Source organism: Microcella sp., from assembly GCF_051860105.1.
Taxonomy (GTDB): Bacteria; Actinomycetota; Actinomycetes; order Actinomycetales; family Microbacteriaceae; genus Microcella.
Genome location: NZ_JBHYEO010000026.1, coordinates 1 through 26,470 on the forward strand (window position 1 = coordinate 1; position 26,470 = coordinate 26,470).

Consider the following 26,470-nt stretch of genomic DNA (forward strand, 5'->3'; position numbering starts at 1 on the left):
GAAGACGCGCGGCAACGCGGCCGCCGCGGGCACGATGAGCCCGCGCACTGGCGAGCTCGCGGCGGCGAGCAGCCCGGCCGTCAGCACGCGGAAGTCGCGCGTCGACCGCGCCCACGCCCGCTCGTAGCCGCGCAGGTCGTCGCGCGCGAGGCAGTCGGCGAGCACCTCGGCCTGGGCGAGCCCGACGCGCAGTCCTTCCCCGGTCAGGGCATCCACATACCCCGAGGCGTCACCGACGAGCGCGACGCGGCCGGCGGTGCGGGCGCGGGTGCGCTGCCGCAGCGCACCGGCTCCGCGCAGCGTGCTCGCCTCCGCGGCACCGGCGAGCCGCTCGCGCACGGCAGGAGCCTGGTCGAGCGCGGCGTCGAGGTCGAGCGGCCGCGGCGCGAGCACCGCGACCCCGACCGTTCCGTCGTCGACGGGGGTGATGTAGAGCTCGGCCTCGGGCAGGTAGGTGACTTCGACGAGGTCGCTCCACGGCGCGATGGCGAAGTGCTGCCGCAGCCCGTACCGGCGTCGGTCGCGCGTCGAGGCGCGCGCGGGCCGATCGAGCCCGGCCGCCGACCGCACGGTCGAGTGCAGCCCGTCGGCGCCGATGAGCCAGCGGGCGCGCATCCCGTCGACGGTCACGTGGTCGTCGTGCTGCTCGATGCTCTCGACGCGCTCGTGCCGTGTCTCGACACCGACCGCGGTCGCCCGCGCCCGCAGGGCGTCGTGCAGCACCGTGCGGCGCACTCCGCGTCCGGCCGCCGAGCGGTAGCGGTGCGTGACCGCGCGGTGCGCATCCTGATACCGGATGCCCCGCAGCGGGTGCCCCGCCGGGTCGACTCCGAGCCGGCCGAGGGCGGCGAGCGCCCCGGGCATGAGCCCTTCGCCGCAGGCCTTGTCGATCGTTCCCTCGCGCGGCTCGAGCACGACCGCGGTCAGGCCGCGCGCGTGCAGCTCGAGCGCCGTCGCGAGGCCGATCGGGCCGCCGCCGGCGATGAGCACGTCGGCGTCGAAAGCCCTCATGTCGAGCGCAGCGCGGCGAGCGCGCGGTTCTCGGTCGGGATGCGGAAGGCGAGCAGCAGCACGGCGTTGAGCACCGTGAACACGAGGGCGGTGATCCACGCCGAGTGCACGAGCGGCAGGGCGATGCCCTCGATCGCGACGATCCAGTAGTTGGGGTGCCGCAACCACGGCCAACGGTACGGGCCGCGGGTCACCCGCGTCGCGCCCGGAACGACGATGACGCGCGTGTTCCACTGGCGACCGAGCGAGGCGATCACCCAGTAGCGGCCCGCCTGGCAGAGCAGCGCGATGACGAGCATGGGCCAGCCGAGCGCCCCGATGAACGGCCGGTCGAGCAGCACGACCTCGGCGATGCAGGCGAGCAGAAGCCCCGTGTGCAGTACGACCATGAACGGGAAGTGGCCCTTGCCGTGCTCGACCCCGCCCTGCGCGAAGGCGTGCGCCGCGTTGCGCTTCGAGATGACGAGCTCGATGAGGCGCTCGACGCCCGTGGCGAGCACGAGGGCGATGTACAGCACGACGCTCATGACCACTCCAATGCGACGATCTCGGCGGTGACCCCCGGCCCGAGCGCGAAGAGAACGCTCCGCGTGCCGGCCGCGCGCGCTCCGCCCTCGGCGAGCACGTGCAGCACGGCCGCCGACGACATGTTGCCGGCTCGGGCGAGCACGGCCCAGCTGGTCGCGAGGGCGGCCGGGGCGAGGTCGAGCGCGGCGCTGAACGACTCGAGCACGCGGGGCCCGCCCGGATGCGCGATCCAGTCGTCGACGTCGGCGCGACCCCAGCCGACCTCGGCGAGCAGCTCGTCGACGGCTCCCGCGAAGTGGCCGTCGATGAGCGCGGGCACGCCCGCGGCGAGCATCAACCGGAACCCGCTCTCGCCCACGCGCCAGCCGATCATCTCGCTGCTCTCGGGGTAGAGGGCGCTGCGGCTCGCCACGACGCGGGCGCGCGGCCCGGCTGCCGCGTGCGCCACCGGGTGGGCATCCCCCACCATGACGACGGCGGCCGCGCCGTCGCCGAAGATGCCGGTGCCGACGACGTTGGCCATCGACGGGTCGTCCCATTGCAGAGTGAGCGAGCACAGCTCGACGGCGACGAGCAGGGCGACGCCCGTCGGATGCCCGGCCAGGTAGTCGGCGACGCGCGCGAGCCCGGCGGCCCCGGCGACGCAGCCGAGACCGAAGCTCGGCACGCGCCGCAGGTCGGGTCTGAACCCCATGCTCGTCGCGAGCTGGGCGTCGAGCGAGGGCGCACCCACGCCCGTGACGGTCGTGAAGAACAGGTGGTCGACCTCGTCGACGCGCAGCCCCGCCTCGGCGAGCGCCGCCGACACCGCGCGCTCGGCGAGGGGCAGGGCCAGTTCGGCGAACAGGGCGTTCGTGGCGGTGAAGCCCTCGATGGCGCGGTAGTCGGTGAGCGGCAGCGCGAGATGCCGCGTCTCGATGCCGCTCGCGGCATGGATGCGCTGCATGACCGCCCGGCCGGCGGCGTCATCCGTCATGCCCTCCGCGAGCTCGGCCGTGATCTCGGCCTGCGTGGCCGCATGCTCGGGCAGTACCGGTGCCACCGCCAGAATCCGAGCCATGCGCGAATGATGGCACACGGCCCTGCGCTTCCGCGCAGGGTTGACACGGCCCCTCGGCGGCTACAGTCGAAGGGTCGGATCGTTCGTCGTCGAACCGCTCCTGGAGGAACCGCGTGCCTGCCATCACCGCCGAGCTCGAGCCCTCGTTGCGCGCCCTGCATGCCGGGGCCGAGCGCTGGGTGCGCATGACGATCGCCGAGCGTCGGGCCGTGCTGCGGGCCGTGCGGGCCGCCACGCTCGAGGCCGCGCCCGCCTGGGTCGAGGCGGCCTGCGAGATCAAGGGCATCGACCCGCGCAGCCCGGCGGCGGGCGAGGAGTGGTCGAGCGGACCGTATGCGGTCATCACGGCGACGAGCGCGCTCGAGAAGACGCTCCGGATGCTCGAGAAGGGCCGCTCGCCCCTCGACGCCGTCGAGCTCGGCACCGCGCCCGGCGGCCGCACGACCCTCAAGGTCTTCCCGTACCTGCCGAAAGACCTCGTGCTGCAGGGCTACGAAGCGCACCTGTGGCTGCGGCCCGGCGTCGCCCTCGATCAGGCGCGACGCGGCATCGCCCGAGCGTTGCGCGACCCGAATCGCGCTCCGCGCGTGACGCTCGTGCTCGGCGCCGGCAACATCACCGGAATCCCGGCGCTCGACGTGCTGACCGCGCTCTACCAGGAGGCCTCAGCGGTCGTCGTCAAGCTCAACCCCGTCAACGCGGGGGTCGGCGCCGCGATGAAGCGGGCCTTCGCCCCCTTCATCGACCTCGGTGTGCTGCTCATCACCGAGGGCGGGCAAGAGGTGGGGGCCGCGCTCATCCACCACGAGGCCGTCGACGCCGTGCACATCACGGGCAGCCGCCACACGCACGACGCGATCGTCTGGGGCTCCGACGTCGATGCCGAGAAGCGCCGCGCGGCCGGAACTCCCCTGCTGACGAAGCCCATCACGAGCGAGCTCGGCGGCGTCGGCCCGGCGATCATCGTGCCGGAGGACGGCTGGTCGAGCGAGAACGTCGACGACGTCGCGCGCGACGTCGTAACGCAGCGCCTGCACAACAGCGGGTTCAACTGCGTCGCGACGCAGATCGTGATCATCCCCGAGGCCTGGCAGCGGGCCGACGAGTTCGTCGCCGCGGTGCGCCGGCACTACGCCGCCGCGCCCGAGCGCCCCGCGTACTACCCGGGCGCATCCAGCCGCCAGCTCGCCGTCGTCACGATGCACCCCGATGCGGCGGTGCTGGGCGGCGACCCCACCGTGCCGCGAACGCTCGTCGACCAGCTCGACCCGGAGAAGGCCGACGAGCACCTCTTCACGGTCGAGGCCTTCGGCCCCGTGCTCGGCATCGTGCGGCTGCCGGGCTCGCGCGAGCCGGCAGCCTTCCTCGATGCCGCGGTGGCGTTTGCCAACGAGCGCCTCTACGGTCACCTGAGCGCCGGCATCCACATCCACCCGCGCACGCGCGAGGCGCTGGGCGGCCAGTTCGATCGGTCCGTCGCCGACCTGCGGTACGGCACGATCGGCATCAATGCGTGGACAGGGACGATCTTCGGGATGCCCGGCGGCAGCTGGGGCGCCTACCCCGGCAACACGCTCGCCGACATCGGCAGCGGCATCGGGGTCGTGCACAACGCTCTGCTGCTCGACCCCGCGCACGTCGAGCGCACGGTCGGCACCGGCACCTGGAAGCCGTCGCCGACTCCGCTCTGGTACGTGGACAATCGCACGGCGCACGTCACCGCGCGCCGCCTGACCCGTTTCGCGGGCATTGACTCGTGGGCCATCGCGGCGCCGATCGGCGCCGCCGCGATCGACAGCTACCGGAAGGGCTGAGCATGAGCGAGACGACGCACACCGACGTGCTAGTCATCGGCTCGGGCTTCGGCGGCTCCGTCGCCGCCCTGCGCCTCATCGAGAAGGGCTACTCGGTCACCGTGCTCGAAGCCGGGCGCCGCTTCGCCGACGACGAGTTCGCGACAACCTCGTGGAGCCTGAAGAAGTTCTTCTGGGCGCCCGCGCTCGGGCTGCTCGGCATCCAGCGCATCCACCTGCTCGACGACGTCATGATCCTCGCCGGGGCGGGCGTCGGCGGCGGCTCGCTCGTCTACGCCAACACGCTCTACCGGCCAGCGAGCGACGCCTTCTTCACCGACCGGCAGTGGGCGCACATCACCGACTGGAAGGCCGAGCTCGACGCCTACTACGACCAGGCCTCGCGCATGCTCGGCGTCGCGCTCAACCCGTCGATCACACCCGCCGACGAGATCATGCAGAAGGTCGCCGCCGATCTCGGGGTCTCCGACAGCTTCCACCTGACCCCGGTCGGCGTGTACTTCGGCGAGGGTGCGGGCGTCGAGGCGCCCGATCCCTACTTCGGCGGCGCGGGGCCCGCGCGCCGAGGGTGCATCGAGTGCGGCGAGTGCATGACGGGCTGCCGGCACAACGCCAAGAACACGCTCGTCAAGAACTACCTGCACCTCGCCGAGTCGGCGGGTGCGGTCGTGCACCCGCTCACGACGGTCACACGGGTCGCCCCACGGCCGGGCGGCGGCTACACGGTCACCACCCGTACGACCGGCAAGGGTCGCCGCACCGAGCGCACGTGGAGCGCCGACCAGGTCGTCATCGCCGCGGGCGCGTGGGGCACGCAGCAGCTGCTGCACCGCATGAAGGCCGAGGGGCATCTGCCGGGCATCTCCGATCGGCTGGGCGAGCTGACCCGCACGAACTCCGAGGCCCTCGGCGGAGCATCCACCGCCCTGCGGCACTCCCGCGGCGTCGACATGACGCGCGGCGTCGCGATCACCTCGTCGATCCATCCCGACGAGCACACGCACGTCGAGCCCTGCCGCTACGGCCACGGCTCGAACGCCCTCGCGCTGCTGGCGACGGTCGCTGTGCCGGGCGGCGGCCGCACCCCGCGCTGGCTGCGCTGGATCGGCCAGCTGCTGCGCCACCCCGGACGCGTGTTCTCGATGATCTTCGGCATCGGCAGCTGGAGCCGCCGGTCGATCGTGGGCCTCGTCATGCAGAACCGCGACAACTCGCTCACGGTGCGCGCGGGTCGCGGGCCGTTCGGCGGCTTCCGGTTGCGGTCGAGCCAGGGCCACGGCGAGCCGAACCCCACCTACATTCCGCAGGCGAACGAGGCGTACGAACTCATGGCGACGCACATGAACGGCTACGCACAGACGGGCATCAGCGAGGTCTTCGACGTGCCGATGACCGCGCACTTCCTCGGCGGGTGCCCCATCGGCGACTCGCCCGAGACGGGTGTCGTCGATGCCTACCACCGCGTGTTCGGGCACGAGGGACTGCACGTCGTCGACGGCGCGGCCATCTCGGCGAACCTCGGCGTGAACCCCTCGCTCACGATCACCGCGCAGGCGGAGCGCGCGTTCGCGCTGTGGCCGAATCGCGGCGAGGCGGATGCCCGCCCTGCGCTCGGCACCGTCTACGTGCCCGTGCCGCCCGTCACCCCGGCGTCGCCCGTGGTGCCGGCCGGCGCGGCCGGCGAGCTGCGCCTGCCGGTGCCGCTGGGCCTGCCCCGCGTGCGCGCTCGCGCGGCGCACTAGCGCCGCCACCCCTGTCGAGATGACCGCTCACGCCCTGACGCCGCAGGAGCTCGCCGCGCTGCTGTGCGCCGAGCTCGACCCGCTCATGACCCGGCACGGCTTCCAGGCTGGGCAAGCGGGCATCGGAGACGACGTCGGCATCGTCTACTGCATGCCACACGCGGAGTTCCGCGCGCGATTCCCTCGGCTTGCGCCGTCGATCGACCCCGACAACATCGGCGGGTGCACCGACCTCAACATCTCCGCGGGAGTCGGGCCGGGGTCTCGCCTCCATGACGTCCATCTCGACGGCGTCACCGTCGCCGACCTTCTCGCGGTCGAGGGCGCAGAGTTCGAGGGCGACGCCGCGACGATCGCCCGGCTCCCGTCACCGCAGGGCGTGGTCGCGCTGCGCACCGTGCTCGAACGGCTGTTCGCCAGGCACATCGTCGAGTGACGCTGCACCCACCGTGGTCTAGCGGGCCTGGGGCGTGAACCCGCGCAGCCGCAGCGAGTTCGTGACGACGAACACGCTCGAGAACGCCATCGCGAGGCCCGCGAGCAGCGGGTTGAGCAGCCCGGCCATCGCGATCGGGATCGCCGCGACGTTGTAGCCGAACGCCCAGAACAGGTTGCCGATGATGGTGCGCAGCGTGCGGCGCGCGAGTCGGATGGCGTCGACGACCACGAGCAGGTCGCCGCTCACGACGGTGAGGTCGGAGGCCGCCATGGCCGCGTCGGTGCCGCCGCCCATCGCGATGCCGAGGTCGGCCGCGGCGAGCGCTGCGGCGTCGTTGACGCCGTCGCCGACCATCGCCACGACGTGGCCGTCGGCCTGCAGCTGCCGGATGACCTCGAGCTTGCCCGCGGGCGTGACGCCCGCGTGCACGTCGTCGATGCCGAGCTGCGCCGCGACCGATTCGGCAGCGCCCTCGTTGTCGCCCGTGAGCAGCACGGGCTCGAGCCCGAGCGCGCGGAAGCGCTCGATCGCGAGCGCCGAGGTGGGCTTGAGCGTGTCGGCGAGCACGATGACGCCGGCGACGACGCCGTCGACCGCGACGACGATCGGGGTCGCGCCCGCGGCCTCGTGCTCGGCGATGAGCGACGCGTCGACCTCGATCGCCCATTCCGACCGCAGCCACGCGGCGCGGCCGATCGCGAGCGCGTGCCCGTCGACGACGGCGGTGACGCCCGCGCCCGCGTGCGACTCGAAGCTCTCGGCTGCGACGAGGCCGAGGCCCTGAGAACGTGCGTGGTCGACGACCGCCCGGGCGAGCGGATGCTCCGACCCGTCTTCGGCGGAGGCGGCGAGATCGAGCATCCGGTCGCCATCGATGCCGGGCGCGGCGATCACGGCGGTGACGGACATGTGACCGGTGGTGACCGTGCCGGTCTTGTCGAGCACGATCGTGTCGATGCGGCGCGTGCGCTCGAGCACCTGCGGCCCGCGGATGAGGATTCCGAGCTGCGAGCCGCGCCCCGTGCCGACCAGCAGCGCCGTGGGGGTCGCGAGCCCGAGCGCGCAGGGGCACGCGATGATGAGCGTCGCGACGGCGGCGGTGAAGGCGATCTCGACCGAGCCGTCGAGCAGCAGCCAGCCCAGCAGGGTCAGCAGCGCCAGGCCGAAGACGACGGGCACGAACACGCCGGAAACGCGGTCGGCGAGGCGCTGCACCTCGGCCTTGCCGGTCTGCGCCTCCTCGACGAGCCGCCCCATTCGGGCGAGCTCGGTGTCGGCGCCGATGCGCGAGGCCTCGACGACGAGGCGCCCGCCGACGTTGATGGTGCCGCCGACGACGCGGCTGTCGAGTTCGACGTCGACGGGCAGCGGTTCGCCCGTCAGCAGCGAGGCGTCGACGCTCGACACGCCCTCGACGACGACGCCGTCGGTCGCGATGGTCTCGCCGGGGCGCACGACGAAGCGGTCGTTGACCTGCAGCTGGCCGACGGGCACCCGCACCTCGACGCCGTCGCGCAGCACGGCCGCGTCGCGCGCGGCGAGATCGAGCAGGGCGTCGAGCGCCTCGCGCGACGAGCGCTTGGCCCGCGCTTCGAGGTAGCGGCCGAGCAGGATGAAGACGGTGACCGCCGCGGCAACCTCGAGGTAGATCTCGTGCGCGCCCTCCTCGGGGCGCCCGAGCAGCTGCAGGGTCATCGTCATGCCGGGCATGCCGGCCTCGCCGAAGAAGAGCGCGTAGAGGCTCCACAGGTAGGCGGCGCTGACGCCGACCGAGATCAGAGTGTCCATGCTCGCGATCAGCCGGCGCGCGTTGTGCAGCGCGACGCGGTGGAACGGCCAGGCACCCCACACGGCGACGGGCGAGGCGAGCGTGAGGGCGAGCCACTGCCAGTTCATGAACTGCAGCGCGGGGATCATCGACATCAGCAGCACCGGCAGCGTCAGCACGGCCGAGATGATCAACCGTTGCCGCAGCGGTGCGAGCTCGTCGACCGGTGTCACCACGGGGGCGGTGGATGCTGCGCTCACGTCGCGCGGAACGACCACCGTCGCTCCGTACCCGGCCTTCTCGACCGCCGCGATGAGCGCCTCGGTGTCCAGTTGCCCGCCCTCGGCCGCGCGCACCGACGCCTTCTCGGTCGCGTAGTTGACCGTGGCCTCGATGCCCGGGAGCTTGTTGAGGCCGCGTTCGATGCGGGTGGCGCACGACGAGCAGGTCATGCCCGTGAGCTCGAGCTGGATGTCGGAGTCGGATGCGGTGAGGGACGTCACTCCAGCAGTGTAGCAATACCCCTGAGGGGTATCTAGTGTCGATGGTGGAGTGGCGCTCGAGCCAGGCCATACAGTAGTGACGTCAGTTCACCCCTACGTTCGAGGTCATCCATGCGCCGGTCGTCCCTCATCCTGTCCACCGCTGCCCTGACGGGCGCCCTCGCGCTCGTCGCAGCGCCCGCACTCGCGAACGGCTCCGGCCAGACCGTCGACATGCCGCCGTGGGAGTGGTACATCGCCGCGGGCGACGGTGAGTGGGGAGTCGACGAGGGCAACTTCGACGACGGGATCACCTCCGAGTATGGCGCCTGGAACGGCTCGGACATGGTCTTCCTCGGCCCCGACTACCTCGGGATCAGCAGCGCGAGCGAGGCGCTCGAGCCCGCCACTCCCGCCGGCTACGTGCCGTTCGAGTGCGGAACGAGCACGCTCAGCGACTCGGGGGCCGACAGGGTCGTCGCGTGCAACGAGACCGTGACGACCCCGTGGGGCTTCTCGATCACCTCCGACGTGCGCGTCCTCGCTCCGGGTGACCTCGCACGCATCACCTTCCTCGTCACGAACACCACGAGCGCGCCCGTCACGCTCGGGTATGAGTACTCGTGGAGCTACGGCGAGAGCGCGGGTCACGTGCGCAGCTCGATGCCTGACGTGGTGCAGGACACGAACGACGATGACGGCTTCCTCGCGAACCCCGACGTCTGGTCGTACAACATCTCGAACATCAACGCCGGCGTCGCCTGGGGAATCCTCGGTCAGCCGCTGCTCGGCACCTCGTCGAACCACAGCGGGTCCGACGAGGGCTCGGTGCAGTTGCTGCCGAGTGCTGGACGCACGGTCGCCGCAGGCGACACCGTTGCCCTCGCCTTCTTCCACAAGATGCAGGAGCCGGAGCCTCAGATCGAGGTGAGCGCGCCGGCCGTGGACGAGACCGCCGACCCCACCGCCGCCGAGTCGGGCGAAGCCGACGCGAGCGAGCCCGCCGCCATGCCCGTGCCGCAGCCGGCATCCAGCCACATCGCCGAGACCCCGGCCTCGGTCATGGCCGAGTTCGCAAGCTTCTCTGGTCGTCTGACGCGCGGCCTGCCGGCCGACGTCACCGTCGGCAACTGGCAGCCCGCCGCAGCGCCCGAGCTCGCCGACACCGGCGCCGGCATCGACGAGACCCTGCTCATGGGCGGCCTTGCCGCGGCACTGCTCGGAGCGGGCGCCGCGCTCCTCATCGGGCGTCGCGTCGCCGGAGCCGCTCGCCGCTAGGCGGTCCACACGATGAAGGGGCGAGGCCATCCGGCCTCGCCCCTTCGTCGTCCGTGTGATCAGGCGAGTTGGTACCCGGCTTCTTCGACGGCGGCGCGCACAGCATCCACGTCGACCGGGCCAGACGCCGTCACGGTGACGCGCGAGGCGCCGCCCTTCTTGAGCACGACCTCCACGGCGTCGACGCCGGCGATCGCGCCGACCTCCTCCTTCACGCTCGACACGCAGTGGCCGCAGGTCATTCCGGTCACGAGGAACTCGGTGCCGGCCGCTGCGGCGGGCGCGTCGTCACGCTCGTGAGCCGTCGGCACGTCGACGAGCCCACGGCTGCCCGACAGGTCGAAGGCCGGGGCCGCGGCGGCACCGCCGCCGCACATGCACGAGCCTCCGCCGCAGCATCCGCCCGCGTCGGCGGCCGTGTCGGCGACGGAAGCGCCGGTGAGCAGGGTGAGTCGGCTGGTCTGCGAAGTCTCCATGGCGCGATGGTAGCAAACCCCCCTGGGGTACTCCAGGGTCAGAGGTCCTGACGCTCCCCCGCGCTAGCGTCGACGCTGCGGGCGGCCCCGGTCGGGTGCGATCTCGATGAGCTTTCCGCTGATGCGCGTGCTCTGCAGCTTCTGCAGCACGGCGGGCGAGAGGTCGGCGGGCAGCTCGACGATCGAGAAGTCGGGCTGGATGGTGATGGCCCCGAAGTCTTCGCGGCTCAAGCCCCCCTCGTTCGCGAGCGCGCCCACGATCTGACGCGGCTCGACCTTGTGGCGTCGGCCGACCTCGATGCGGTACGGCGCGAGGGTGCCCGAGGCGGGGCGGGCGCGGCGCTCGGGGCGCGCGCCGTCGCGGTCGTCACGGTCGCCGCGCGCAGAGCGGTCATCCCGCGGCGGTCGGCCGTCGGCGGCGAAACGCTGCGCGCGCTCCTCTTCTGCCGAGAGCAGCAGGGGCGTGTCGCCCTGGGCCACGAGCGCGAGCGCGGCCGCGACATCGAGCTCGGCGACGTCGTGGTGCTCGACATAGTGGCTGACGATGTCGCGGAACTCGGCGATGCGGTCGCTCTGGCCGAGCGCCGCCGTGATGGCGTCGTCGAAGCGGGCGAGGCGCGTGACATTCACGTCGTCGACGCTCGGCAGGCGCATCTCGGTGAGCGGCTGGCGCGTGGCCTTCTCGATCGCCGTGAGCAGACGGCGCTCGCGCGGCGTCACGAAACTGATGGCCGAGCCCGAGCGGCCGGCGCGGCCGGTGCGGCCAATGCGGTGCACGTACGACTCGGTGTCGACGGGGATGTCGAAGTTGACGACGTGGCTAATGCGGTCGACGTCGAGGCCGCGCGCGGCCACATCGGTCGCGACGAGGATGTCGAGCTTGCCCGACTTCAGCTGGTTGACGGTGCGCTCGCGCTGCACCTGCGCGACGTCGCCGCTGATCGCGGCGGCCGAGTAGCCGCGAGCCCGCAGCTTCTCGGCAAGGGTCTCGGTCTCGTTCTTGGTGCGGACGAAGACGATCATGCCCTCGAAGTTCTCGACCTCGAGAATGCGGGTGAGGGCGTCGACCTTCTGCGGGTAGCCCACGATGAGGTAGCGCTGCGTCGTGTTCGCCGACGTCGTCGTGGTCGACTTCACCGTGATCTCGTCCGGGTCGGTCAGATACTGCTGCGAGAGCCGGCGGATCGTCGCGGGCATCGTCGCGGAGAACAGCGCGACCTGCTTCTCCTTCGGCGTCTCGGCGAGGATCGTCTCGACGTCTTCCGCGAAGCCCATCTTGAGCATCTCATCGGCCTCATCGAGCACGAGGTACTTCAGCTCGCTCAGGTCGAGAGTGCCCTTCGCGAGGTGGTCCATGATGCGGCCCGGCGTGCCGACGACGACGTGCACGCCGCGGCGCAGCGCCGAGAGCTGCACGCCGTAGGCCTGGCCGCCGTAGACGGGCAGCACGTGCACACCGCGCAGGTGCGCCGCGTACTTCTCGAAGGCCTCGCACACCTGCAGGGCGAGCTCGCGGGTGGGCGCCAGCACGAGCGCCTGCGGGTTCTTCTGCGAGACGTCGAGCCGGGAGAGGATCGGCAGGGCGAACGCCGCCGTCTTGCCCGTGCCGGTCTGGGCGAGACCGACGACGTCGCGACCGGCAAGCAGGGTCGGAATCGTCGCGGCCTGGATGGCCGAGGGGGTCTCGTAGCCGACGTCGCGCAGGGCCTTGAGCACCGCGTCGCTCAGCCCGAGGTCGGCGAAGGTGGTCGTGGTCTCGGCGGCCGCCGACGTGTCTGCTTCAGCGGTCGTCATGCCTTCACGGTACCGCGTCACCCGACACGCCGACCGTGAGCGAGTCACCAGCGTTCCCCCACCTCGTGTGGGGCTGACCTCCAGACTGCCCACCTAGCGTCGTGCTCGCGCGCCGATCTGTGCGCTCACCCCTTTCCGCCGTGGAGTCGCCGATGCCCGCGCTGCCGCCCGAGACCGACGTCGTCGACCTCGTCATTCTGGGCGCCGGATGCGCGGGGCTCTCGCTCGCGGCCCGTCTCGCGAGCGGCGACGGCGACCTGCGTGTCGTTCTGGTCGACCCGCGCACCGAGTTCGCCGACGACCGCAGCTGGAGTTTCTGGCAGCACGACCAGCACCCGCTGCGCGACATCGTCGCCCACGAGTGGGGCGGCTGGAGGTACGCCGACCTCGCCGGCCGCTCGGCCACACACCGGGTTCCGGGCATGACCTACCAGTACATCCGCGGCGTCGACTTCTACCGCTGGGCCCTCGCCGAGATCGCCGGCGACGACCGCATCGCGCTGCGCCTCGGCGTCGCCGCCCAGGAATTGTCGTCGATCACGCTGCCCGACGGCACCCCGGGCGTGCGCGTCACGACCGACGACGGCGCGCTGCTCGCCCGCCGCGTCGTCGACACCCGCCCGCGCCGCACCGCCGCGCTGCTGTACCAGTGCTTCAGCGGGGTCGAGGTGGAGCATGGCGGCGCCCTGCCCACCGAGCCCGATGCCGTCGGACTGATGACCCGCATGCGCGGCACGAAGACCGAGGGCCTCGGCTTCGTCTACGTTCTGCCCCTCAGCCCCACGCGTGCGCTTGTCGAGTGGACGCGCTTCACCCCCGTGCCGCTCGCCGAGAGCGTCGTCGTGGCCGAGCGCGATGCCGAGATCGCGGCCCTGGGCCTCGCCGGGGCGACGGTCGTGCGCGAGGAGGGCGGCATCCTGCCGATGGGTCGCATGCCGATCGACGAGCAGCCGATGCCCGGCGTCGTGCTCGCCGGCAACGCGGGCGGAGCGCTGCGGGATGCCTCGGGGTACGCGTTCCTGCGCATCCAGCAGTGGGCACGGCGCTGCGCCGACGCGCTCGCGCGCGGGGAGGAACCGGCGCCGCATCCGGCCGAGCCGTGGGTGCGGCGGCAGATGGACCGCATCTTCCTGCAGGCTCTGCGCGCGCATCCGGAGCGCACGGCCGACTACTTCATGGCGATGGCACAGGGCGTCGCCCCGCACCGCCTGCTGCGGTTCCTCACCGACCGCGCGACGGCGGGCGACCTCGCGAGCATCATCGTGAGCCTGCCGCTGCTGCCCTTCCTCGCCCAGCTGCCCGACCGCCGCGCGCGGCTCGTCGCCGCGGCGAGCGCCGCCCGGGCCGACCGGGTCGCGCGGTGACGGCGACGGGACCCGACACGGTCACGACCACGCCTGCTCGGTCGAGCGACGCCACACTCCCGAGGCGCACGACGGCTTCCGCCGTCGTGCCGTTCGAGACCCGCCTCTTCCTCTCCCTCGCCCTGCTGACCGCCCTGGCCTTCCTCCTGGCCAATCCCGAGCCTCCGCTCGTCGTGCAGATCGCGGCGATCGCGATCCTCGCCGCCGTGCTCGGCATGCCGCACGGCGCGCTCGACCCGCTCATCGCGCGCCGCCTCGGCTACTGGCGCACCCCGCTGACCTTCGCGGTCTTCAACCTCGTCTACACCGGGGTCGCCGCGGCCGTCGTCGCCCTCTGGCTGCTCGCCCCCGTGCCGAGTCTCGTCGCGTTCTTGCTCATCTCGGCCGCCCACTTCGGCAGCGACTGGAACCGCGAGCGCCCGCTCGCCCTCCGCTTCATCACGGGCGCGGCCCTGCTCAGCCTCCCCTCGCTGCGCGACGTGGATGCGGTGGCCGACCTGTACGCGACCCTCGCCGGCGAGGGCGCTCGCGTGGTCGCCCAGGCCCAGGCCGCGATCGGCCCCGTGCTGCTCGTCGCTCTGGCGGCGGCTGCCGTCATGGCCGCCCGCCGAGCACCCCACGAGGGGATCGAGCTGCTCACCGCCGCCGCCCTCGCCCTGCTCGCCCCGCCGCTCATGTTCTTCATCGTCTACTTCTGCGCGCTGCACAGCGCCCGGCACCTGCGCGAGGGCTTCCGTGAGGAGCACGGGCACGGCCGGCGCCTGACGGTGCTCATCGTCGCGACCTACACGCTCGCGCCTCTGCTGATGGCCGGGGTGTTCCTGTGGGCGACCGCGGGCACGGCGTCCCTCGACGACCAGCTGCTGCGCGTCGTGTTCATCGGCCTCGCCGCCCTGACGGTGCCGCACATGGCGCTCGTCACCCTCGGCGATCGCGCTCTGCGTGCAGGCTCAGATGAGCGGGTGGTCGTGCACGACTGAGCTCAGCGTCACGCCGTTGAGGTCGAGGTACAGCTGCCGCTCGGTCACCGAGACGGTGATGGTGTTGCGCCGCTCGAGCACGGCGACCGCGGCGTCGATGAAGCCGGGGTCGAAGCTGTGCAGCACGATGCGATCCGCCTCGTGGATCTTCTTGCCCGACCAGAGGGCGAGCACCTTCGCGGGGTCGCGGTGCGTGTAGATGACGGTGCGGTCGGCCTTCTTGCTGCCGAAGTGCAGGCGCTCCGCATCCGGGGCTCCGACCTCGATCCATGCGGTGAGCCGCCCGGTGCGGTCGCGCACGATGACGGCCGGTTCGTCCGTCGACGAGACGCCTTCGCTGAACGCGATGCCCTCCTCGAACTCGAGGCAGTAGGCCAGCACGCGGGTCATCATGTACGCGTCGGTCTCGCTCGGGTGCCGTGCGACGCGCAGGCTCAGCTCGTCGTAGACGCCGCGATCGACATCGGCGAGAGACCCCGTGAACGTGTAGACCACTGCGCCGGCTGCCATGAGGCCCGAGCCTAGCCCGGCGCCGAGACGCGGCGCGCCGAAGCGAATCACACCAAGAAGTCATCCCTGGTGCGCGAGGGGGGACTTGAACCCCCACGCCCTTACGGGCACTGGCACCTGAAGCCAGCGCGTCTGCCATTCCGCCACTCGCGCGCGACGGGGCAGGCCCCGTCAACTCAGCGAGATTATCACAGCGGGCCCGCGACCCTGTGCGGCACCGGCAAGCCCGGCCGACTACCATCAGAGGGTCATCGGCCGAGGGAGGACGCAGGTGGGGCTTCTCGACAGCTTCGAGCGCGGACTCGAACGCGCCGTGGGCGGGGCCTTCGCCAAGACCTTCAAGAGCGGCGTGCAGCCCCTCGAGATCTCCGCCGCCCTCCGCCGCGAGCTCGACACCAAAGCCGCCGTCGTCTCGCGCGAGCGCATCCTCGTGCCGAACGAGCTGCGGGTGCGACTGGCCCCGGCCGATTTCGCCCGCATGGATGCCCTGGGCGAGTCGCTCATCGACGAACTGACCCAGCTGCTGCAGCAGCACGCCACCGCTCAGCGCTACACCTTCCCCGGCGGCATCCGGCTGGCGCTTGTCAGCGACGCGGCCCTCGCCGAGGGCGTCGTGACCGTGGAATCGGAGACAGTGAAGGGCTCCGTCGTGTGGAGCCCCGTGCTCGACATCGACGGCGTGCGCCACCCGATCACGCGCTCGCGCACCATCATCGGTCGCGGCAGCGAGGCCGACATCACGCTCGACGACACGGGTACGAGCCGCAAGCACATCGAGATCCTGTGGGACGGCGAGCGCGCGCAGCTCACCGACCTCGGCAGCACGAACGGCTCGCTGCTCAACGGTGAGCCGGTCACCCGCGCGGTGCTGCCGCCCGATAGCGTGATCGAGATCGGGCGCACGCGCATCCTGTTCCGCGTGCTCGCCCAGCGCGGCGAGGTGGCCGACCCGAGATCCCCCCGGAACCCGACACGAGGAGGCGGCCGATGAGCGAGCTCACCCTGCTGCTGCTGCGCATCGGGTTCCTCATCCTCATGTGGGCCTTCGTCTTCGCGATCGTCTACGCCCTGCGCTCCGACCTGTTCGGCACGAAGGTGCGCCGCATGCCGGCGCCGGCGAATGCAGTGAGCGCGGCATCCCCCGCCTTCGCGACCCCCGCTGCCGCGCCGGTCGTGACACCCGCGAGCCCCGCCGCCCCGGCCGCTCCCGGTGAGACCGCGCGTCGGCTCGTGATCACCTCGGGCGCGAAGGAGGGGCTCGAGCTGCCCCTCGAGGGCGAGCAGCTGACCATCGGGCGGTCGGCCGACTCGGGGCTGGTCATCCGCGACGACTACACCTCGACCCACCACGCACGGCTCATGCTGTGGGACGGCACGTGGATGCTGCAAGACCTCGACTCGACGAACGGCACCTTCCTCAAGGGCAAGAAGGTCGGGGCGCCGACCGCGGTGCCGCTCAACACCCCGGTGAGCATCGGCACGACGACCTTCGAGCTGCGACGGTAGGCGCATGACCTCGCTCTCGGCCGCCGGCTCGCACGTCGGAAAGGTGCGCTCGAACAATCAAGACTCGGGCTACGCCGGCGAGCACCTGTTCGTGGTCGCCGACGGCATGGGCGGGCATGCGGGCGGCGACGTCGCGAGCGCGCTCGCCATCCAGTCGATCGCGCACGTCGACCGCGACTACACGTCGGCCGCCGACGCGGTCGAGGCCCTGCGCAGCGCCCTGCTCGAGGCGAACCAAGAGCTCGCCGAGACGGTCTACGAGCATCCCGAGCTCGCGGGAATGGGCACGACCGTCAGCGGATTCGTGCGCATCGGCGACCGCCTCGCACTCGCCCACATCGGTGACAGCCGCATCTACCGCTGGCGCAACGGCGTGATCACGCAGGTCACGAAAGACCACACCTTCGTGCAGCGGCTCGTCGACAGCGGCCGCATCACGGCCGAGGAGGCAGCGGTGCACCCGCGGCGCTCGGTTCTCATGCGCGTGCTCGGCGACGTCGATCTGACGCCCGAGATCGACGTGGAGGTGCTCGACACCCGGCCCGGCGACCGATGGGTGCTGTGCAGCGACGGGCTGAGCGGCTACGTCACCGAGCAGCGGGTCGGCGAGCTGCTCGATGAGAATCCCGATGCCGCGGCCGCCGTCGAGGCCCTCATCGAGGAGAGCCTCGACCACGGCGCACCCGACAACGTGACGGTCGTCATCGTCGGCATCGACGAGTCACCCACGAGCTCGGTCGGAACACCCGTCATGGTCGGCTCGGCGGCCAAGCCGCTCACCTACTCGGCGAGTTCCGCCAAGCGCGGCATGGCGCGTCTGCCGTCGCTGCTGCTGCATCCGCTCAGCGCCACGACGGCGCCGGCCGACGAGCACTTCGAGCCCGAGTCAGAGGAGTTCCTCCGCGAGCTCATCGCCGAAGACGCCCGGCGCAAGGTGCGCCGGCGCATCACCTGGTCGGTCGGTGTGCTCCTCGTGGCGGGCCTCGTCGTCACCGCGCTCGCCGCCGGCTACCAGTGGACCCAGTCGCGGTACTTCATCGGGGTCTCCGACGGCAACGTCGCGATCTTCCAGGGCGTGCAGCAGGGCATCGGGCCGTTCTCGCTCTCGAGCGTCTACTTCGAGAGCGACATCGCGGTCGACGAGCTCTCTCCGTTCAGCCGCGAGCGCGTCGAGTCGACGATCAACGCCAGCGACCTGCCCGACGCCCTCTCCATCATCGATCGGCTGCAGAGTGAACTCGACTGAACCGGGCCGCGCAGGCCCCGTCGTCGACCTCGGTGCCGGCGGGGCGCTCGACGCACCCCGGCCGTCGATGACGGAGGCGATCACCATCCGGCTGCGCACCCCGGCGAAGCTGCGCAATCTCGAGCTGCTGCTGCTCGTCATCGCCATCGGCATCACGGGCGCCGCCGTGGCGCTCGTGCAGCTCGGGGTCGTCGGCGAGCTCGACCTGACCATCCTCGGCTACGGGGCAGGCCTCGGGATGCTCGCTCTCGGCACGCACGTCGTGCTGCGTCTGACCGCCCCTGACGCCGACCCGTTCATCCTGCCGATTGCCGTGACCCTCAACGGTCTCGGCGTCGCGATGATCTACCGGCTCGACCTCGCCGAGGGGCTCGAGGGCTGGGAGAGCGCCGGGATCCGTCAGATGGTGTGGACGGCGATCGCGATGGCGATCGCTCTCGCGGTGCTGCTCGTGGTGCGCAACCACCGCGTTCTGGCTCGCTACCGCTACGTCGCGATGCTCGTCGGCATCACCCTGCTGCTGCTGCCGATGCTGCCCGGCATCGGCCAGACGATCAACGGGGCGCGGCTGTGGATCCAGCTCGGGCCGTTCTCCTTCCAGCCCGGTGAGATCGGCAAGATCGCGCTCGCGGTGTTCTTCGCCGGCTACCTCGTAACCGCGCGCGAGTCGCTCTCGATCGTGGGCCGCTCGGTGCTCGGCATGCGGTTCCCGCGCGGGAAAGACCTGGGGCCCATCCTCATCGTCTGGCTCGCGGCGATGGCGGTGCTCGTGTTCCAGCGCGACCTGGGCACGTCGCTGCTCTACTTCGGTCTGTTCCTGGTGATGATCTACGTCGCGACGGGCCGGCTCAGCTGGGTCGTGCTGGGTCTGAGCCTGTTCCTCGGCGGAGCCCTCCTCGCGAGCCAGGCGCTCTCCTACGTCAACGGCCGCTTCGCGGCGTGGCTCGGCGCCTTCGATCCCGAGAACTACGAGGCGATCGGCGGCAGCTATCAGCTGGTGCAGGGGATGTTCGGTCTCGCGAACGGCGGCCTCATCGGTACCGGGCTCGGGCAGGGGCGCCCCGACATCGTGCCCCTCGCCGAGAGCGACTTCATCATCGCCAGTCTCGGTGAGGAGCTCGGGCTCGTGGGCCTGTTCGCCATCCTCGGCCTGTACCTGCTGCTCGTCGCCCGGGGCTTCCGCATCGGGTTCAACGGCACCGACGACTTCGGGCGCCTGCTGGCGGTGGGGCTCGCGTTCGTGATCGCGCTGCAGGTGTTCGTGGTCATCGGTGGTGTCACGCGCGTCATCCCCCTCACCGGCCTGACCACTCCGTTCCTGGCCGCGGGCGGCTCCTCGCTCGTCGCCAACTGGATCATCGTCGCCCTGCTCCTGCGCCTGAGCGACACGGTGCGGCACCAGCCGCGCCTGGTGGTGGAGGACTCGTGAACAAAGAGCTGCGCCGCATCAGCGTCGCGACCCTCGCCATGTTCCTGGCGCTGTTCGTCTCGACGAGCGTCATCCAGGTGTTCGCGGTCGATGATCTTCGCGCCGACCCCCGCAATGTGCGCACGCTCTACGCGAGCTACTCGGCCGAGCGCGGGCCGATCCTCCTGGCCGATCGGCCCATCGCCGAGTCGGTCGCCGTCGACTCGCCCTTCGCCTTCCTGCGCGGCTATCCCGAGCCGACCCTCTACGCGCCGGTCACCGGCTACTTCACGCTCAATCAGGGCAACACGGGCATCGAAGGCGCCTACAACGACTTCCTCACGGGCACGGCCAACGAGCAGTTCCTCGATCAGCTCAACGCTCTCGTCACGGGGCAGCGACCCCGCGGGGCAGCGGTGCAGCTGACCATCGACCCGGTCGTGCAGCAGGCGGCGTTCGAGGCGATGGGAGAGCTGAAGGGGGCGGTCGTCGCGATCGAGCCCGCGACGGGGCGCATCCTCGCGATGGTCTCGACACCGAGCTTCGACCCGAACCGCCTCGCGGCGCATAACACGCAGAGCGTGCTCGAGGCCTACGACCAGTTGCTCGCCGACCCCGATGATCCGCTCATCAATCGCACGATCAACGGCGACCTGTACTTCCCCGGCTCGACCTTCAAGGTGCTCGTCGCGGCCGCCGCCATCGACTCGGGGCAGTTCACTCCCGAGGATGTCTTCCCGAACCCCGCGCGCCTGACCCTGCCGCTCAGCACCGACAGCATCACCAACTCGAACGGCGGCACGTGCGGACCGGGCGAGACCGTGACGATCGCCACGGCGCTGCGCCTCAGCTGCAACATCCCGTTCGCCGAGCTCGGCCTCGCCCTCGGCGAAGACACGCTCGCGCAGTACACCGAGGCCTTCGGTTTCGGAACCGCGTTCGAGGTGCCGATGGAGGCGACGCCGTCGACCTTCCCGACCGGACTCGACGACGCGCAGCTCATGCTGTCGTCGTTCGGCCAGTACGACGTGCGGGTCACGCCGCTGCAGATGGCGCTCGTGAGCGCCGCGATCGCCAATGGGGGGAATCTCATGCAGCCGACGCTGCTCGACCGCATCATCGCGCCCGATCTCTCGATCGTGCAGCAACCCGAACCGACGCTCTCGAGCCAGCCGATCAGCCGCATCACGGCCGAGACGATGACCCGGTTGATGGTCGACGGGGTGTCGAACGGCGCGGCGAGCAATGCCAGAATAGAAGGCGTCTCGGTGGCCGGGAAGACGGGTACGGCCGAGAACGGCGACGAGGCTCCGTACACCCTGTGGTTCACGGGATTCGCGCCGGCGGAGAACCCCCAGGTGGCCATCGCCGTCGTCGTGGAAGACGGCGGAGGGCGCGGCCAGACGGGGTCGGGCAACCAGCTCGCGGCCCCGATCGCGAAGCGAGTACTTGAGGCGGTGCTGAGCAGATGAGACCCACGAGCGGGCTGACCTTCGGGGGCCGGTACCAACTGCTGTCGCGCGTCGCCATCGGCGGCATGGGCGAGGTGTGGCAGGCCACCGACCTCGTCATCGGCCGCACCGTCGCCATCAAGATCCTCAAGGATGAGTACCTCGGCGACCCGGGGTTCCTCGAGAGGTTCCGTGCCGAGGCGCGGCACGCCGCGCTCGTGAACCACGAGGGCATCGCCAACGTCTACGACTACGGCGAGGAGGAGGGCAGCGCCTACCTCGTCATGGAGCTCGTGCCCGGCGAAGCGCTCTCGACCATCCTCGAGCGCGAGCGCGTGCTACCGGCCGACCAGGTGCTCGACTTCGTCGCGCAGACCGCGTCGGCCCTGCACGCCGCCCATCAGGCGGGGCTCGTGCACCGCGACATCAAGCCCGGCAACCTGCTCATCACGCCCGACGGCCGCGTCAAGATCACCGACTTCGGCATCGCCCGCATCGCCGACCAGGTACCCCTGACCGCGACCGGCCAGGTGATGGGCACGGTGCAGTACCTGTCTCCTGAGCAGGCGAGCGGGCATCCCGCATCGCCGTCGACCGACGTGTACTCGCTCGGCATCGTCGCCTACGAGGCGCTCGCCGGCCGACGACCGTTCACGGGCGAGTCGCAGGTGGCGATCGCCATGGCGCAGATCAACGAGGCGCCACCGGAGCTTCCGGTGACCGTGGCCGAGCCCGTGCGCAACCTCGTGTTCGCGGCGATCGCGAAGAAGCCGGCCGATCGGCCGGCGAGCGCGCAGCTGTTCGCGCGGGCCGCTCAAGCCTTGCGGCGCGGCGACGTGGGCGGCGCGGCCGCCATCGTTCCCGCCATCGCCTCGGGTGCCGCGGCGACGGCAGGAACCCGTGTGCTGCCCGCGACCAGCGACGAGAGCACGCGCGTGCTGCCGAGCATGGGCCCCGTGCCGACCCCGGCGATGCCGACCGAGGCACGGCGCAGCCCCTGGACGTGGCCCCTCGTCGCGCTCATCGGAATCCTCGTCGTGCTGCTCGTCGGCGCGCTCATCGCCATCTTCGCGCAGCCGAGCGCACCCGAGCCCGAGCCGAGCGACACCCCCTCGAGCTCGCCGACACCGAGCGACACCCCCTCGCCGACCCCGACCGTCGAGACGGTGACGATCGTCGAGAGCGAGTGGCTGGGGCGGACCCGCACGGCGATAGATGCCAAGATCGCCGAGCTCGGGTTGCGGCTCGACCCCGTCGAGGGCAACATCGCTCCGACCGCGGCCGAGCAGGGCCTGTCGTACCAGATCAACCCGCGCAGCGGCGTCGTGCAACCGGGCACCGTGATCACGGTGTTCTTCTACGCGCCGATCCCGACCCCGCCGCAGCCGTCGAACCTCGCGATCGACCCGGGCACGGGGCCGTACCCGGGTGCGAGTGAAGTCGTTCTGAGCTGGCCGGCCTACACCGAGTGCCCCGCGGGCTTCCCGCTCACGGGCTACAACTTCACGATCGTGGGCGGGTCTCCCGGGGCGACGCTGCCGCTGTCCTCCTCCGCGAGCGAGCTGCCGGTCACGCTCGCCGGCAGCGGGCAGATGCGCGTGACCTATGTAGCCATCTGCTCGACGCTGCAGTCGCAGCGCTCGAACGAGCTCGCGATCCCGATCGGCTGATGCTTCGAGTCGAGGGCCGCTCAGCGGCCTAGACTGGCGGTCACAGCCGCACAGCATCGCACGCATCCCCCGAAGGAACCGAGGCACCGATGGACGAGGTCGCACAGGGCGCCCGACTGCTCGCCGCTCGCTACGAGCTCGGGCCGTTGATCGGGCGCGGAGGCATGTCCGACGTCTACCTCGCGACCGATGCCAAGCTCGGTCGTCGCGTCGCCGTCAAGCTGCTGAAGTCGAGCCTGGCCTCCGACCCGGTGTTCCGCAGCCGGTTCCGCCACGAGGCCCAGGCCGCGGCGCGGATGGCGCATCCCACGATCGTGCGCGTGTTCGATGCCGGCGAGGAGATCGTGCGCGAGTCCGGCGGTGCCGAGACGATCGTTCCCTACATCGTGATGGAGCATGTCGAGGGGCGGATGCTGAAAGACATCATCGCCGACGGCCCGCTCCCGCTCGCCGAGGCGGCACGCATCGGCGAGGGCATCCTGACCGCGCTCGAGTACTCGCACCGGGCCGGCGTCGTGCACCGCGACATCAAGCCCGGCAACGTCATGGTCACCTCGTCGGGCCAGGTCAAGGTGATGGACTTCGGCATCGCCCGGGCCATCTCCGACTCGGCGGCGACGGTCGCCCAGACCAGCTCGATCCTCGGCACCGCGCAGTACTTCTCCCCCGAGCAGGCCCGGGGCGAGACGGTGGATGCCCGCACCGACCTGTACGCCAGCGGCGTCGTGCTCTTCGAGATGCTCACCGGACGACCGCCCTTCCAGGGCGAGTCGGCTGTCGCGGTCGCCTACCAGCACGTCAGCGAAGCGCCGGTCGCCCCGAGCACGCTCAACCCCCAGGTGCCGGCCGCGATGGATGCGGTCGTGCTGCACGCGCTCGCCAAAGACCGCTTCGAACGGTTCCAGACGGCGAGCGACTTCCGCGCCGACCTCAGCGCCGCGGCGAACGGCCTCGTGCCGCCGAAGCGCGTCGACGCTCCCGCCGACTTCACCTCGACCCTGTTCGGGGTCAACCCGCAGGCCACGACCGACACCGAAGCGGCCATGCGCCAGTTGAGCGTCGACGATGACGAACGCCGCGCGCGCACGCAGTCGCGCCCCCCGGTCGCGTGGATCTGGGCGGGCATCGCCGTCATCGCCGTGGTGATCGCGGCCGTGCTCTTCTGGGCGCTCAACCTCGAGCGCACACCCCTCAACGAGGCGATCGCGATCGCGGTTCCCGACGTCGTGGGCCTCGAGTACGAGGAGGGCGGGCAGATCCTGATCGACGCCGAGCTGCGCCCCGAGCCGGTGAGCGAGGTCAGCGAGACGGTGCCCGAGGGCCAGATCATCAGCACCGACCCGCCCGCGGGCATCACGGTCGCCCCGGGCCAGATCATCGAGGTGATCGTCTCGGCGGGCCCCGAGCTCATCGAGGTGCCGAGCCTCTCGCTGCTCACGCTCGCCGAGGCCCAAGCGCTCCTGATCGAGCGAGGGCTCACGCTCGGAACCGTGACCGCCGAGAACTCGTCGTCGATCGGCAAAGACATCGTGCTGCGCAGCGACCCCGAGGCCGGCACCGAGATGCGCGAGGGCGACCCCGTCAACATCGTCGTGTCGACGGGGCTCGTGCTCGTGCCCGATGTGCGCACCCTGCAGATCGGCGAAGCCTCCTCCCAGTTGACCGCGATCGGGCTTCAGGTCACGGTCGAGGGCGATGCGGGATGCTCGGGTCAAGCGGTCACCGCCCAGTCGCTGCCGCCCGGCGATCAGCCCCAGGGCTCGCCGATCACGCTGCGCTACTGCAGCGGCGAGTGAGCGGGCGCGCCGAGGCGATTCGCGCAGGAACAGCGGCGGCGCTCAGGCGCGGCTGCTGAGACTGACGAGCGGGCTGAGCCCGACGGCGGTCGCGCGAGCACCCGGCAGGCCCGCCTCCGCGAGCCAGTTGCCGAGCATCCGGTAACCGCCCTCGGTGAGCACCGACTCGGGGTGGAACTGCACGCCGTGCACGGGCGCCGTGCGGTGCCGGACACCCATGATGACGCCACCCTCGGTGCGAGCCGTGACCTCGAGCTCGTCGGGCACGGTGCCGTCGACGATGGCGAGGCTGTGATAGCGGGTGGCCCGGAACGGCTGGGGCACCCCGTCGAAGAAGTCGCTGCCGTCGTGCGCGATCTGCGACGTCTTGCCGTGCATGAGCTCATCGGCGTGCGTGACGGTGGCTCCGAGCGCCTCGGCGATCGCCTGATGGCCGAGGCACACCCCGAGCAGCGGCTGCCGCGCGGCGAGCGCGGCGTGCACGACAGCGATCGAGATGCCCGCCGACGCCGGGTTGCCCGGCCCCGGCGAGATCAGCACCGCATCGTAGGGCGCGATGAGCGCCGCGGCGCCGTCGGGCTCGACGATGTCGTTGCGCACGACGGTCGTCTCCGCGCCGAGCTGCTGCAGGTAGCCGTCGAGCGTGTAGACGAAGCTGTCGTAGTTGTCGATGACGAGAACGCGCACGCGGTCAGCCTCCCACGGTCGATTCCTGCGGCAGCAGCGTCTCCGCAGCCCAGGGGAACACCCACTCGACGAGAGCCGCGACGGCGAGCACCAGCAGCACGAGCAGGATGAGGACGCGCAGCCACACCGGTCCGGGGAGCACGCGCCAGAGCGCCGCGTACATCAGACCACCTCGTCGATCGCGCGCATCAGCCTCGGGCCTCCACGACGCCGGAGATCTCGGCGGGCGGGCCGTCGGCCCGCGGGTACCAGGTCTCGAACACGGCGTAGGCGATGATGCGCTCCGCCGTCGAGAATCGCGGGTTGCAGGTGGTCATGGTGAGGATGCGGTCGGTCGGCTCGACGTCGGGTGCCGCCGGAACCGGGGCGAGAACGTCGACCCCCGTCGGCCAGACGTATTCGAGGCCGCGGAACGAGTACTCGTACCAGCCGTCGACCGTCTCGACGTAGATGCGGTCGCCGAGGCGCAGCTCGTCGACCTTGCTGAAGGCGCCGCCCCAGGTGTTGCGGTGAGCGGCGATGGCGAAGTTGCCGATCTCACCGGGCATCTGCGTCTCGCTGTAGTGGCCGATGCCGATCCGGCGGCTGTTGAGCACAGTCTCGACGTCGACACCGGTCGCGATCGCGCGCACGTAATCGGCTCCGAAGCGGGGCACGATGAGCGCGCCGAACACCTCCCCGGCGGGCGGCGCCGTCGAGATCACGGGCTCGCCGACCTCCGAGGCCGGGCGCTCGGGGCTGACGTCGCCGCGCTCCCAGCGGTCTTGCAGCTCCTGCTGCACGACCTCAGCCGCATCCTGCTGCTCGCCGCCCGAGACGATGTCGTTGAGCCAGATGTACCAGCCGAGGAAGAGCATGACGATCACGCCCGCCGTGATGAGCAGCTCGCCGAGCACCCCCGTGACGCTCGCACGCGAGCGCGCAGGCAGCGCGTCACGACGGGAGGTCGTCTCGGGAGACGTCACCACCGGTGTCGCAGCAGGGTCGGGCTCGGGCACGCGACGATTCTAGGCGCACGTGCTGTGCAGGCACTCGGGCTAGACTTCCCGCATGGCACGGACTACTGCGCGCAACGCCGAGAACCCCGAGACCCCGCGCGGCGCTGACGCCCCGAACCCGGTCTGGTTCAAGCCCGTCATGTTCGGCTTCATGCTGATCGGGCTCATCTGGATCCTGGTCTACTACGTGAGCCAGGCCTCGTGGCCCGTGCCGAGCCTCGGCCCGTGGAACATCATGGTGGGCTTCGGCATCATGTTCATCGGCTTCCTGATGACCACGCGCTGGCGCTGACCGGGAGTTCTGTAGAACTACATCGGTGTGATTATCCCCACTGTGGAATCACGTGTGGATAACTTTCCATCACCTTTCGCGAACCCGATTCACGAACCGGGATCACTGGTCTAGATGTAGTGCCCAGGGACGTTGTTTGATCTGGACGTCCTGACATGGCGAGAACCTCC

Annotated in this window: 24 protein-coding genes and 1 tRNA gene; 14 read left to right on the plus strand and 11 right to left on the minus strand. The window is 71.2% G+C overall.

The window, feature by feature from the left end:
• From ACTIE9_RS11625 to ACTIE9_RS11635, 3 genes are all read right to left on the minus strand, one after another.
• Positions 1-1,011, minus strand: a 1,011-nt coding sequence (locus ACTIE9_RS11625; protein WP_439565735.1) for an NAD(P)/FAD-dependent oxidoreductase, incomplete at its 3' end; no start/stop codon positions are given.
• Complete coding sequence (locus ACTIE9_RS11630) at positions 1,008-1,538, minus strand: isoprenylcysteine carboxyl methyltransferase family protein (RefSeq protein ID WP_439565736.1); 531 nt, start codon at positions 1,536-1,538, stop codon at positions 1,008-1,010. The genes ACTIE9_RS11630 and ACTIE9_RS11625, both read right to left, overlap by 4 nt.
• A complete protein-coding gene (locus ACTIE9_RS11635) occupies positions 1,535-2,617 on the minus strand; it encodes a type III polyketide synthase (RefSeq protein WP_439565737.1) in 1,083 nt (360 codons plus the stop codon). Before ACTIE9_RS11635 ends, ACTIE9_RS11630 begins: the two co-directional genes overlap by 4 nt.
• 95 nt (positions 2,618-2,712) lie before the next feature.
• On the opposite strand from ACTIE9_RS11635, the gene ACTIE9_RS11640 reads away from it, so the two are divergent.
• The 3 genes from ACTIE9_RS11640 to ACTIE9_RS11650 are packed head-to-tail and all read left to right on the plus strand — an operon-like array spanning position 2,713 to position 6,591.
• Positions 2,713-4,413 (plus strand): aldehyde dehydrogenase family protein, encoded by a 1,701-nt coding sequence (locus ACTIE9_RS11640; protein WP_439565738.1) that lies wholly within the window; start codon positions 2,713-2,715, stop codon positions 4,411-4,413.
• Between the two features lie 2 nt (positions 4,414-4,415).
• A complete protein-coding gene (locus tag ACTIE9_RS11645) occupies positions 4,416-6,155 on the plus strand; it encodes an FAD-dependent oxidoreductase (protein ID WP_439565739.1) in 1,740 nt (579 codons plus the stop codon).
• Between the two features lie 19 nt (positions 6,156-6,174).
• Entirely contained in the window at positions 6,175-6,591 is a 417-nt protein-coding gene (locus ACTIE9_RS11650) for a hypothetical protein (RefSeq protein ID WP_439565740.1), read from the plus strand.
• Between the two features lie 18 nt (positions 6,592-6,609).
• Here the strand turns inward: ACTIE9_RS11650 and ACTIE9_RS11655 are convergent, their stop codons facing one another.
• Entirely contained in the window at positions 6,610-8,814 is a 2,205-nt protein-coding gene (locus ACTIE9_RS11655; protein ID WP_439565757.1) for a heavy metal translocating P-type ATPase, read from the minus strand.
• Positions 8,815-8,976: 162 nt separating this feature from the next.
• On the opposite strand from ACTIE9_RS11655, the gene ACTIE9_RS11660 reads away from it, so the two are divergent.
• Positions 8,977-10,122, plus strand: a complete 1,146-nt coding sequence (locus ACTIE9_RS11660; protein WP_439565741.1) for a hypothetical protein — start codon at positions 8,977-8,979, stop codon at positions 10,120-10,122.
• 59 nt (positions 10,123-10,181) lie between these two features.
• On the opposite strand, the gene ACTIE9_RS11665 is transcribed toward ACTIE9_RS11660, so the two are convergent.
• Together ACTIE9_RS11665 and ACTIE9_RS11670 are read right to left on the minus strand one after the other, a co-directional pair.
• Positions 10,182-10,598, minus strand: a complete 417-nt coding sequence (locus tag ACTIE9_RS11665) for a heavy-metal-associated domain-containing protein (RefSeq protein WP_439565742.1) — start codon at positions 10,596-10,598, stop codon at positions 10,182-10,184.
• 63 nt (positions 10,599-10,661) lie between these two features.
• Positions 10,662-12,392 (minus strand): DEAD/DEAH box helicase, encoded by a 1,731-nt coding sequence (locus ACTIE9_RS11670; RefSeq protein ID WP_439565743.1) that lies wholly within the window; start codon positions 12,390-12,392, stop codon positions 10,662-10,664.
• 152 nt (positions 12,393-12,544) lie between these two features.
• Here ACTIE9_RS11670 and ACTIE9_RS11675 point away from each other — a divergent pair, with 152 nt between their 5' ends.
• Positions 12,545-13,756: a lycopene cyclase family protein gene (locus ACTIE9_RS11675; protein ID WP_439565744.1), complete on the plus strand. Its 1,212-nt coding sequence runs from the start codon at positions 12,545-12,547 to the stop codon at positions 13,754-13,756.
• On the plus strand, positions 13,753-14,736 hold the full coding sequence (locus ACTIE9_RS11680; protein ID WP_439565745.1) for a Brp/Blh family beta-carotene 15,15'-dioxygenase: 984 nt from the start codon (positions 13,753-13,755) through the stop codon (positions 14,734-14,736). Before ACTIE9_RS11675 ends, ACTIE9_RS11680 begins: the two co-directional genes overlap by 4 nt.
• On the opposite strand, the gene ACTIE9_RS11685 is transcribed toward ACTIE9_RS11680, so the two are convergent.
• Together ACTIE9_RS11685 and ACTIE9_RS11690 are read right to left on the minus strand one after the other, a co-directional pair.
• Positions 14,707-15,246 (minus strand): YaeQ family protein, encoded by a 540-nt coding sequence (locus ACTIE9_RS11685; RefSeq protein ID WP_439565746.1) that lies wholly within the window; start codon positions 15,244-15,246, stop codon positions 14,707-14,709. The two genes, ACTIE9_RS11680 and ACTIE9_RS11685, sit on opposite strands and share 30 nt — an antisense overlap.
• A gap of 67 nt (positions 15,247-15,313) precedes the next feature.
• A tRNA-Leu gene (locus tag ACTIE9_RS11690) sits at positions 15,314-15,399 on the minus strand.
• 118 nt (positions 15,400-15,517) lie between these two features.
• On the opposite strand from ACTIE9_RS11690, the gene ACTIE9_RS11695 reads away from it, so the two are divergent.
• The 7 genes from ACTIE9_RS11695 to pknB all read left to right on the plus strand — a co-directional run bounded on the left by ACTIE9_RS11695 (position 15,518) and on the right by pknB (position 24,323).
• On the plus strand, positions 15,518-16,237 hold the full coding sequence (locus ACTIE9_RS11695; protein WP_439565747.1) for an FhaA domain-containing protein: 720 nt from the start codon (positions 15,518-15,520) through the stop codon (positions 16,235-16,237).
• On the plus strand, positions 16,234-16,752 hold the full coding sequence (locus tag ACTIE9_RS11700; protein ID WP_439565748.1) for an FHA domain-containing protein FhaB/FipA: 519 nt from the start codon (positions 16,234-16,236) through the stop codon (positions 16,750-16,752). Before ACTIE9_RS11695 ends, ACTIE9_RS11700 begins: the two co-directional genes overlap by 4 nt.
• Before the next feature lie 4 nt (positions 16,753-16,756).
• On the plus strand, positions 16,757-17,998 hold the full coding sequence (locus ACTIE9_RS11705) for a PP2C family protein-serine/threonine phosphatase (protein ID WP_439565749.1): 1,242 nt from the start codon (positions 16,757-16,759) through the stop codon (positions 17,996-17,998).
• Positions 17,999-18,065: 67 nt separating this feature from the next.
• Positions 18,066-19,427 (plus strand): FtsW/RodA/SpoVE family cell cycle protein, encoded by a 1,362-nt coding sequence (locus tag ACTIE9_RS11710; protein ID WP_439565758.1) that lies wholly within the window; start codon positions 18,066-18,068, stop codon positions 19,425-19,427.
• Complete coding sequence (locus ACTIE9_RS11715) at positions 19,424-20,878, plus strand: peptidoglycan D,D-transpeptidase FtsI family protein (protein ID WP_439565750.1); 1,455 nt, start codon at positions 19,424-19,426, stop codon at positions 20,876-20,878. Before ACTIE9_RS11710 ends, ACTIE9_RS11715 begins: the two co-directional genes overlap by 4 nt.
• Positions 20,875-22,527: a protein kinase domain-containing protein gene (locus ACTIE9_RS11720; RefSeq protein ID WP_439565751.1), complete on the plus strand. Its 1,653-nt coding sequence runs from the start codon at positions 20,875-20,877 to the stop codon at positions 22,525-22,527. Before ACTIE9_RS11715 ends, ACTIE9_RS11720 begins: the two co-directional genes overlap by 4 nt.
• A gap of 89 nt (positions 22,528-22,616) precedes the next feature.
• On the plus strand, positions 22,617-24,323 hold the full coding sequence (gene pknB, locus ACTIE9_RS11725; RefSeq protein ID WP_439565752.1) for a Stk1 family PASTA domain-containing Ser/Thr kinase: 1,707 nt from the start codon (positions 22,617-22,619) through the stop codon (positions 24,321-24,323).
• Positions 24,324-24,365: 42 nt separating this feature from the next.
• Here the strand turns inward: pknB and ACTIE9_RS11730 are convergent, their stop codons facing one another.
• From ACTIE9_RS11730 to ACTIE9_RS11740, 3 genes are read right to left on the minus strand one after another with little or no spacing between them, the layout of a single operon-like run.
• Complete coding sequence (locus tag ACTIE9_RS11730) at positions 24,366-25,010, minus strand: anthranilate synthase component II (RefSeq protein ID WP_439565753.1); 645 nt, start codon at positions 25,008-25,010, stop codon at positions 24,366-24,368.
• 4 nt (positions 25,011-25,014) lie between these two features.
• Positions 25,015-25,173, minus strand: a complete 159-nt coding sequence (locus ACTIE9_RS11735; protein WP_439565754.1) for a hypothetical protein — start codon at positions 25,171-25,173, stop codon at positions 25,015-25,017.
• Between the two features lie 25 nt (positions 25,174-25,198).
• The gene (locus ACTIE9_RS11740; protein ID WP_439565755.1) at positions 25,199-26,008 is read right to left on the minus strand and encodes a class E sortase; all 810 of its coding nucleotides are present in this window, start codon (positions 26,006-26,008) and stop codon (positions 25,199-25,201) included.
• A gap of 52 nt (positions 26,009-26,060) precedes the next feature.
• Between ACTIE9_RS11740 and ACTIE9_RS11745 the strand changes: the two genes are divergently transcribed.
• The gene (locus tag ACTIE9_RS11745) at positions 26,061-26,300 is read left to right on the plus strand and encodes a cell division protein CrgA (RefSeq protein WP_439565756.1); all 240 of its coding nucleotides are present in this window, start codon (positions 26,061-26,063) and stop codon (positions 26,298-26,300) included.
• The last annotated feature ends 170 nt before the right edge of the window (positions 26,301-26,470 follow it).